At 65.2% G+C, this 7,647-nt stretch carries 6 protein-coding genes and 2 pseudogenes; 4 read left to right on the plus strand and 4 right to left on the minus strand.

The window, feature by feature from the left end; translation table 11 throughout:
- Positions 1 to 820 precede the first annotated feature (820 nt).
- Entirely contained in the window at positions 821 to 1,447 is a 627-nt protein-coding gene (locus AC2W7C_RS10760) for a sce7726 family protein (protein ID WP_486001442.1), read from the plus strand.
- Here AC2W7C_RS10760 and AC2W7C_RS10765 read toward each other — a convergent pair.
- Positions 1,373 to 2,371 carry a beta family protein gene (locus tag AC2W7C_RS10765; RefSeq protein ID WP_486001443.1) on the minus strand — a complete coding sequence of 333 codons (999 nt, stop codon included), beginning with the start codon at positions 2,369 to 2,371 and terminating at the stop codon, positions 1,373 to 1,375. The two genes, AC2W7C_RS10760 and AC2W7C_RS10765, sit on opposite strands and share 75 nt — an antisense overlap.
- A 314-nt stretch (positions 2,372 to 2,685) precedes the next feature.
- Between AC2W7C_RS10765 and AC2W7C_RS10770 the strand changes: the two genes are divergently transcribed.
- Entirely contained in the window at positions 2,686 to 3,468 is a 783-nt protein-coding gene (locus tag AC2W7C_RS10770; protein ID WP_486001444.1) for a hypothetical protein, read from the plus strand.
- Positions 3,469 to 3,647: 179 nt separating this feature from the next.
- Here AC2W7C_RS10770 and uvrB read toward each other — a convergent pair.
- The 3 genes and pseudogenes from uvrB to AC2W7C_RS10785 all read right to left on the minus strand — a co-directional run.
- Positions 3,648 to 5,807, minus strand: a pseudogene (gene uvrB / locus AC2W7C_RS10775) (excinuclease ABC subunit UvrB); the annotation flags it as partial.
- Positions 5,808 to 6,086: 279 nt separating this feature from the next.
- Positions 6,087 to 6,404 (minus strand): hypothetical protein, encoded by a 318-nt coding sequence (locus AC2W7C_RS10780; RefSeq protein WP_486001445.1) that lies wholly within the window; start codon positions 6,402 to 6,404, stop codon positions 6,087 to 6,089.
- Between the two features lie 148 nt (positions 6,405 to 6,552).
- Positions 6,553 to 6,984: a hypothetical protein gene (locus AC2W7C_RS10785; protein WP_486001446.1), complete on the minus strand. Its 432-nt coding sequence runs from the start codon at positions 6,982 to 6,984 to the stop codon at positions 6,553 to 6,555.
- Positions 6,985 to 7,160: 176 nt separating this feature from the next.
- Here AC2W7C_RS10785 and AC2W7C_RS10790 point away from each other — a divergent pair.
- Positions 7,161 to 7,304 (plus strand): annotated as a pseudogene (locus tag AC2W7C_RS10790) (isocitrate lyase/phosphoenolpyruvate mutase family protein); the annotation flags it as partial.
- A partial coding sequence (locus AC2W7C_RS10795; protein WP_486001447.1) for an isocitrate lyase/phosphoenolpyruvate mutase family protein occupies positions 7,276 to 7,647 on the plus strand: 372 nt, incomplete at its 3' end. The pseudogene AC2W7C_RS10790 and the gene AC2W7C_RS10795, both read left to right, overlap by 29 nt.

Genomic DNA, 7,647 nt, shown 5'->3' on the forward strand with positions numbered 1-7,647 from the left:
CCCGCGCTGAAAGGGGCGACGGCGGCGTCGCGCAGGAAAGCCTGACGGGATTGGCGTCGGGGTCGGATGGCGGGGGGGCTCCTTGGGTGGAGAGGGGGGGGCGCGTCCCGGCGCTTCGCTGCGCTGCGGCCGGGATGACAAGGCGTGCGTCATCGGCTTCCGGCGGTTGGCCGCCGGAAGCTCGGGGAGGGCGCGGGGCGCCGGGCCTCGCCCGGTGCTGTGTGGGGTTACCGTTCGACGAGGGGACGCCCCGCGCGGCCGTTTTCCACACGCCCTCCGGTTGGCGGCCCTCCTCGGGCCTAGCCGGATCATCCGCCGTCGTCCTTACGGGCGACGGCGCGGGGCGGGCTTGGCGTGCGAGGTTCCCCCCGCCGCCAGCGGCCCGCGTCCAAAGGCGCGCGGCGAGCCGGCGGACGCCATCCATCGGCGCCGTCCGGGACCCCCGGGATATCCGTCTCCCGGGCTCCATCGCTCGACCACAGCCCGCCGCGACGGGACGCTGGATCCGGCGCCCTCCCCATCGACGGGATGGGAGGATTATGGGGCCGCGGGAAACCCAGGCGGGTTCGTGACGCTGGGGCGGAGGGAGAAGGCCGCGATTACAGGCGGTTGGGCGGCTCGGGTTCGCTGGGAATCCGCGAATGGCCGATCAGGGGAGGCGTGGCACTGGTGAAAGCGCTAAGGAGTCGTGATGTTCTCTTTTTGTTTACATATCAGAGATGCGGCGTGTCTGCCTTTGACAAACCCGCGCAATGCGCTGGGTGTTAATGGCACGGGGCTTGAGTTAAGTCCTGCGTCGACCACTCGGGACCAACCTCTCATGCGTGACCACGACGTTCGCGTAGCGCTGCGGCGGCTGCTTGCAGAGGAGCACGCGGGAGAAGAAGACACACGAATCGTAGAGGAAATGGGCATTTGGTCCGGGTCCGCTCGGATCGACCTAGCCGTTATCAACGGGCGGCTCACGGGCTACGAACTGAAGAGTGACAGCGACACGTTGGATCGTCTGCCTATCCAGGCGGAACTTTACAGCCGGGTATTTGACGAAGTTTGCCTAGTGGTGGGCAAACGGCACGCTCCACATGCTAAAAAGATTGTTCCGAAGTGGTGGGGGGTAATCGTCGCCGAAGGCTCAGCGGGCTCCGTCGAGCTACGGCGAACTCGAGAAGGACGGCTCAATCCGAAGCCTGATCCTTTGTTAGTCGCCCGGCTCCTTTGGAGGAACGAAGCTCTTGAGGCGCTTGAAAGCCGAGGCATAGCCAAGGGGGTACGGTCCAAAACCGCTCCTGAACTTCATCAGAAACTCGCCACACTTCCCTACGCTGAGCTTTCAGATTTGGTGCGCGCTATGCTCAAGCGACGAGAAGGATGGCTACGGCAGACGATCAGCAACCAAGGACAGGTGCCGGTTGACGCCAATCTCCACCCAAGTCTGTCGACTGCCTGAGGTGCCCTTGCCTCCGGCAATCTGCTGAATGCGCTGATCTCCCCAGCACCCCGGGACTCCACCGAAACTGGGATGCGCTGCCAAGGTCTTGGCATGATCCAGATATTGCTGCGGCATGGGAAGGCCGGTTCTTCCTGATACCGGGCGTCCTTTCAGGATCAGCCATTCCGTATCGAGAGTGTAACGCACGCTCACCGTGGCGTTTCCCATCACGAACCCTGGCGGATCGGACAGGTCAGGATGTCCCATTCCGCAATCGCCATAATCCAGTTGGAAGGGCACCTGAGTTCGCATCGCATCCCAGAGCGCCCACTCCAGTCTAGGCACCAGGTTGCTGCCCAGCCCCAAGTTGCTCATGTCCTTGGGAGCGGATGACGCAAAGAGGGTTACGGACCGCCAGGCGGTTGGGGCATGAAGGTTCATCAGGGTGCTCAGCACTACCTGATCTACAACGCCGGGTCCGCCAAAGTCGGCAAGATGTCCAGCAGAGATAACCAGATCCACATCGGAAAGCTGCCAACTCGCTGCGGCCAACCAACCCGGGATAAGGTGGATGTGACCTAGCCGGGCTTTGACTACCAAGCCCGATGGCGCTCCCTGCGCAACAGTCTGGACCGCGGCGAGGTAGCCCGCCTGTGCCCCATACTCGATGCAGGGCACCACCGTCACGCCTGCCCCGCGCAGGGTAGTCGCTAGCTTTTGCATCTCCAATCCCGAGCCGGAGGCATCGAAGTTGAAGGAGCCGTCAAGCGCGAGCGAGCGCCCGGCCCAAGCTTGCGCAACTCGACTCGTGAAGGTCGAAGGCACGACCGTCGTCAAGTTGACGACGGGGAACATCCTGTCCTTTGCCGTCGCAGTGAGATTGTTCAGCGCGATGGCCTCGCCCGCTTTGGAGCGAAGCTGCGGCACGTAACGGTAAAGCATGATCAAGTCCCATCAACCAATGCGGGAGTCATGCGGTGCAGCCTGGCGTTTGTCGAGGGTCGTGTAACACGGTTACTTTGTGGGAAGTTTCCCTTCAGGAGCCGCAGCCGTCGCCACCCGCCGCGCCCGGTCTTCGGAGTTGGGTTGTACTCATCGCTCTCCAGCTCCCCGCGCGAGGTCCTTCAGCTTCTGAAGTTGACTCGACTTAGGGTTGGCGGCCAATTCAGCACCTCATGGCGGATAAGCATTACGTAATTTACGCGGACGAATCCGACAAAAGGGGGCGGTATTTCTCCAATTTTTTTGGGGGTGTCTTGCTCTCCAGCGCCGATCAAGAGCCCATCAACAGGGAACTTGAAGCAAAGAAAGTAGAGCTAGGGCTCATTCACGAGCTAAAATGGCAGAACGTAGATCAATCCTGTGTTGATAGGTATATCGATTTTGTTAGATATTATTTCAGTTATGTTGCCGCTTCTCGCATAAAAGTTCGGATCATGTTCACTCAGAACATGAGGGTGCCATTGAATTTACAGCAACGTCATCACGATGATCAATATTTCATATTGTACTATCAATTTATAAAGTACGCGTTTGGTCTGAAGTATGCCGATCACAATCCATATCAAGCAGTTTTTGTTACGGTCCTTCCGGACAAGATTCCCGACACCAAGGAGCGCGTTGACAAATTTCGCGACTTCCTTTGCCGCATCCCTCTCTCAGCCTTCATGCGTGGCTGTAACCTCTACATCCCGAAGGGAGGGATAAACGATGTCGATTCCAAGAAGCATGCCATTCTGCAAGGACTGGACATTATCTTAGGCTCGATGTCCTCGAAGCTGAATGACAAGCTGAAAGAGAAGCCGGCTGGACGAAGGCTCAGGGGCAAGCGGACGGTTGCCAAGGAGAAGCTGTATAAGGCGATCAACGAGGAGATTCGTAAAATCTACCCCAATTTCAACGTAGGGGTGGGTACTGGCTGCCATTACGGTCCGTCCGACCGTTGGACGCACCCCTATCGGCACTGGCTATTCATGCCATCGCATCACGTGATCGATCGACGTTTGGGGAAAAGGCGACCCCGAGGAAACCTACATTAGGGTCCGACGCAAGCGTTGGGCTTCGATCGCCCCAGGGTCGCTTGACAAGATACCGATTCGGTATCTGCCCTGCCACATGTTTCTGCGCAACATGTTGTGTTACCGGCCCGATCTACGCCTAAGTATATAGCGCACCACGCCATCTGCCTTTAGCGACAGCTAAGACTTGGCTTTCAGCCCTACCGCCCCTTCCTGAACCCCGCCGCCTTCTCCGCCGCCGCCTCCGCGCGCCACTTCTTCGGGGCCGCCTTGTCGACCGCCTCCCCCTCCGCCGTCATGACGTCGTTGGCGAACTCCAGGTCCATCAGCTTCATGCGCTTGATCTCGTCGCGCAGGCGGGCGGCCTCCTCGAACTCCAGGTTGGCGGCGGCCTCGCGCATGCGGCCTTCCAGGTCCTTGAGGGCGGCCTGGAAGTTGGAGCCGGTGAAGGGCTTGGCCTCGTCCTTGACGCCGGGGGCGGTCAGGCGGTCCAGCTCGCGGGACTCGTAGGGGCTGGCCAGGATCTCCTTGATGTCGCGCTTGACGCTTTCGGGCGTGATGCCGTGCGCGGCGTTGTAGGCCTGTTGCTTCTCGCGCCTGCGGTTGGTCTCGGCGATGGCGCGCTCCATCGAGCCGGTCATGCGGTCGGCGTAGAGGATGACCCGGCCGTCGACGTTGCGGGCGGCGCGGCCGATGGTCTGGATCAGCGACGTCTCGGAGCGCAGGAAGCCCTCCTTGTCGGCGTCCAGGATGGCGACCAGGCCGCACTCGGGGATGTCCAGGCCTTCCCGCAGCAGGTTGATGCCGATCAGGACGTCGAATGAACCGAGACGGAGATCGCGCAGGATCTCGATGCGCTCCAGGGTGTCGACGTCGGAGTGCATGTAGCGGACGCGGACGCCCTGCTCGTGCATGTACTCGGTCAGGTCCTCGGCCATCTTCTTAGTCAGGACGGTGACCAGGCTGCGGTAGCCGTCGCGGGCGGTCTGTTTGACCTCGTCTATGACGTCGTCGACCTGGTTGCGGGTGGCGCCCGAGACCGGGCGGATGTCGATGGGCGGGTCGATCAGGCCGGTGGGGCGGATGACCTGTTCGGCGAAGACGCCGCCGGCGCGCTCCAGCTCCCAGGACTGGGGCGTGGCCGAGACGTGGATGGTCTGGGGGCGCATGGCGTCCCACTCGTCGAACTTCAGGGGCCGGTTGTCGATGCAGGAGGGCAGGCGGAAGCCGTACTCGGCCAGGGTCGACTTGCGGCGGTAGTCGCCGCGGTACATGCCGCCGATCTGGCCGATGGTGACGTGGCTCTCGTCGACGAACAGCAGGGCGTTGTCGGGGATGTATTCGAAGAAGGTGGGCGGCGGCTCGCCGGGGGCGCGGCCGGTCAGCCAGCGGGAATAGTTCTCGATGCCGGCGCAGGAGCCGGTGGCCTCCATCATCTCCAGGTCGAAGCGGGTGCGCTGCTCCAGGCGTTGCGCTTCGAGAAGCTTGCCGTTCTCGACCATCCAGTCGAGCGTCTCCTTCAGCTCGGCCTTGATGCCGTTGATGGCCTGGTTGAGCGTGGGGCGGGGCGTGACGTAGTGGCTGGCGGCGTAGACGGTGACCTCGTTGAGGTCGGCGGTCTTCTTGCCGGTCAGGGGGTCGAACTCCTGGATGGATTCGAGTTCGTCGCCGAACATCTGGATGCGCCAGGCGCGGTCCTCCAGGTGGACGGGGAAGATCTCCAGCACGTCGCCGCGCTTCCTGAACATGCCGCGCTCGAAGGCGGCGTCGTTGCGCTTGTACTGGAGCGCGATCAGGTCGGCGCGCAGCTTGGCCTCGTCGATCTGGTCGCCGACCTTCAGGGTGAAGGTCATGGCGGTGTAGGTCTCCACCGAGCCGATGCCGTAGATGCAGCTGACCGAGGCGACCACGATGACGTCGTCGCGCTCCAGGATCGCGCGGGTGGCCGAGTGGCGCATCCGGTCGATCTGCTCGTTTATGGACGAGTCCTTCTCGATGTAGGTGTCGGTGCGCGGGACGTAGGCCTCGGGCTGGTAGTAGTCGTAGTACGAGACGAAATACTCGACCGCGTTGTCCGGGAAGAAGCTCTTGAACTCGGAATAGAGCTGGGCCGCCAGGGTCTTGTTGGGGGCTAGGATCAGGGCGGGGCGCTGGGTCTGCTCGATGACTTTGGCCATGGTGAAGGTCTTGCCCGAGCCGGTGACGCCCAGCAGGACCTGGTCGCGCTCGCCGGCGTTGGCGGTCTCGACCAGCTCGGCGATGGCGGTCGGCTGGTCGCCGGCGGGGGTGTATTTGGTCTCCAGCCGGAAGGGGATGCGTTTCTTGTCGGTCGGCCGCTCGGGGCGGTGCGGGGCCCAGCCTTCGGGCGCGCCGGGGGCCTCCTCGGGCGTCAGGCGGGGGCCTGTGACGGGGGGCGAAACATGGGGCATGGCCCGGGGCGGAGCCGGCCGGGTCGCGCACGAAGGGCGCCTGGGGCTTCGGACAGGCCCGAGGCCTGGCCCGGGACGTGGACGGGCTTGCCGGACTTCGAGGGGGAACGGGCCATGAACGGAATGTAGGCGGCGGCCCGCGGGGACGCCAGTGCGGGAGCGGGTCCCTGCTGACAGCCGACTGTCAGCAGGGTGGCGGCAGGCGGACGCTCAGCGGCGACGGACGCGGGCCCGGGCCTCGAGCTCGCCGATGCGGCGTTCCAGATAGGCGCGGTCGTCCGACGAGGGCTGGGCGCGGGCGTAGGCGGCCTCGAGGCGGACCAGGTCGCCGTGCTCGACGCGGATGTCGTCGATCTCGGCCCGGCTGAGGGTCGAGCCGCTCGAAAGGGCGCGCTCGATGTCGGCCAGGCGGGTGCGGTTGTCGACATAGCCGCCGCCGGACGGGCCGTCGCCGACGCGGGCGTCCAGGGCGTCGAGGCGGGAGTCGAGATCGGCCTGCTCCTGACGCGTGATCCGGCCATCGCGCAAATAGCCGGCCTCGACGTCGATCAGGGCCTGGTAGTCGGTCTTCAGCCGCGTGCCCTCGGTGCGGGTCAGGCGGCGGGGCGCGGACGGCGGCGTCGACGCCGGGGTCTCGAACTCGGCGCGGCCGGCGGCGACGGCGCCCTGCTCGTCGTCATAGCCGCCGCCGGCTTCGACGCGCTGGGAGAACTCGCGGTAGCGGGCGGCGAGGTCGGCCCGCTCCTGCGTGGTGACGCGGCCGTCGGCGGTGTAGCGGGCCTCGAGCTGGACCAGGTCGTCGTACTCGGTGCGCAGGCGGGCGGCGGCGCTGGACGGAGAGGGCGCCGGAGCGGACGTCGGCGGTCAGCCGGCTCTCGAACTGGGTGCGCTGGTTGGCCAGCGGACGGCGGCCGCGGCCCCAGTCGGCCTCCAGCGAGCTGGAGACGCCCAGGCGGTCGCCGAACAGGGCGCCCAGGATGGCGCCGATACGCTCGTCCTGGGTCGGCTGCTGAGTCGAACCGTAGGGGGTCTGAGCCAGGGCCGGAGCGGCCGAGAGCAGAAGGGCGCCGCCGGCGGCGAGGGCGGAAGCGGTCATGAGGGCGCGCATCGGGATGTGTCCTGGTTAATCCGTCGGACCATGGAAACGGCGGCCGTCGGCTAAGGTTGCCGAGGCCGCTCGCCGCGGTTTGGCGGCAGGTGGCGGCAGTCGGGCGATAATGTCCGGAAACCGCGAGCGGATGGCGGCGGGCGGCCCTACATCCGGAGGACACAGGGAGACACGCCATGACCGCCTTTCACGACCTGCACCGTTCCGGCCTGCTGATCCTGCCCAACGCCTGGGACGCCGGGAGCGCGGCCGTGATGCGCTCGCTGGGCGCGCGAGCGATCGCCACGACCAGTGCGGGGTGCGCCTGGGCGCTGGGCTGGCCGGACGGGGACGCCCCTGCCCACGGACCGGGCGGTGCAGATGAGCGCCGACGTGGTGCGGGCGGCGCAGGGCGTGCCGGTCAGCGTCGATTTCGAAGGCGGCTATTCCGACGATCCCGCCGAGGTGGCGGCGACGGCCGGGCGGATCGTCGCGACGGGCGCGCAGGGGATCAATATCGAGGACGGCGGCGGCGCGCCCGAGGCCCTGGCGGCCAAGATCGCGGCGATCCGGAGCGCGGTGGGGCCTGATCTGTTCATCAACGCCCGTTGCGACGTGTGGCTGGCCGGGGTCGGCGCGCCCGAGACACGGGTGGCCGAGGCCCTGCGGCGCGGCGCGATCTAC

The sequence above is a fragment of the Brevundimonas sp. CURTG3B2_SDJG genome (assembly GCF_057364705.1).